Source organism: Pedobacter sp. 01T416_2 (assembly GCF_056398925.1).
This window is the reverse complement of the sequence record NZ_JBFTQI010001065.1, coordinates 1-1522: the sequence shown is the minus strand read 5'-3', so window position 1 is coordinate 1522 and position 1522 is coordinate 1. Positions and strand designations below refer to the sequence as shown.

Annotated in this window: 2 protein-coding genes; both read left to right on the top strand. The window is 37.3% G+C overall.

What is annotated here, in order from left to right:
* Positions 1-325 precede the first annotated feature (325 nt).
* Positions 326-1276 carry a glycosyltransferase family 2 protein gene (locus AC1DPQ_RS27380; protein ID WP_477611508.1) on the top strand — a complete coding sequence of 317 codons (951 nt, stop codon included), beginning with the start codon at positions 326-328 and terminating at the stop codon, positions 1274-1276.
* Between the two features lie 68 nt (positions 1277-1344).
* The coding region (locus AC1DPQ_RS27375; RefSeq protein WP_477611509.1) for a glycosyltransferase family 2 protein at positions 1345-1522 on the top strand (178 nt) is incomplete at its 3' end.

Genomic DNA, 1522 nt, shown 5'->3' with positions numbered 1-1522 from the left:
GCAATATGCAGGAGAAGCTTGAACCTACTTTTAAAAACATTTTTACAAGCTTTGGTGTTTCACTTGCACTGTATGGGGTACTTTCTTTAATCCTTTCAGCTATCTTAAAGAAAAAACAACCAGTTACATTCGATTCGTTTCCAAAGGAAGATTAATTTCTTTTATAAAATTTTGAACGTGCAGGTTTTATCATTTAATTTGATGAAATTTGCACGTTTTTAATAATGCGTCATTGCGAACGAAGCGTGGGAAATGCGCAGGGGTGTGGCAATCTTATAATAGATTGCTTCGTCGTTCCTTCTCGCAATGACGATAATACTCAAAAATGGATATATCAGTAGTAGTACCCTTATTTAATGAAGATGAATCTTTGCCAGAATTAACGGCTTGGATTGATAAAGTGATGATCGACAATAATTTCAGTTACGAAATTATTTTGGTTGATGATGGTAGTACCGATAGATCATGGGAGGTGATTGAAGAGTTAAGATTTCAAAACCCTGCCATTAAAGGCATTAAGTTTAGAAGGAACTACGGTAAATCTGCAGCCTTAAATGTTGGTTTCGAAGCTACTCAGGGCGATGTGGTCATTACCATGGATGCCGATCTGCAGGATAGTCCGGATGAAATCCCTGAATTATACCGCCGCATAAAAGACGAAAAGCTTGATATCATTTCAGGCTGGAAAAAGAAACGTTACGATCCGATTACGAAAACTATTCCAACTAAATTATTCAACGCCGCTACCCGTAAAATGAGCGGTATAGAACTGAACGATTTTAACTGTGGCTTAAAAGCTTACCGTAGCGATGTGATCAAAACCATCGAAGTTTACGGCGAAATGCACCGTTATATCCCGGTAATTGCCAAATGGGCGGGATTTAGTAAAATATCCGAACAGGTGGTAGAACACCGTGCCCGCAAATATGGCACAACAAAATTCGGCTTTAGCAGGTTTATAAACGGCTTTTTAGATTTACTTTCTATATTTTTTGTTGGTAAATTCGGCAAACGCCCAATGCACTTTTTTGGTTCGTTAGGGGTTTTAAGCTYCTTTATCGGTATAATCATGGCGCTTTATATATTATTCGAAAAGAAATATTTGATATGGCAGGGCTTAGCCTATCGCGATGTAACCGATCAACCTTTGTTTTATTTATCACTGGTTGCCATTGTTGTTGGTTCGCAGATGTTCCTGGCAGGTTTTATTGCAGAACTCTTATCGCGTAACGCACCAGAAAGAAATCAATATTTAATCGAAAAAGAACTTAAATAAGTTGAAAGACTAAAGCTTAAAGCATAAAGCGCTTTGGTCTTTAGTCTTTCAGCTTTCAGCTTCAAGACATGTTTTTCTCCATCATCATTCCACTTTACAATCGTCCTCAAGAAATTGACGAACTTTTAAACACCCTAACTAAACAAACTTATCTACAGTTTGAGGTTTTGGTTATAGAAGATGGTTCGAAAAACGATGCAAAGGCCATTGTAGCTTCTTATGCAGATAAACTGGACATTAAATATT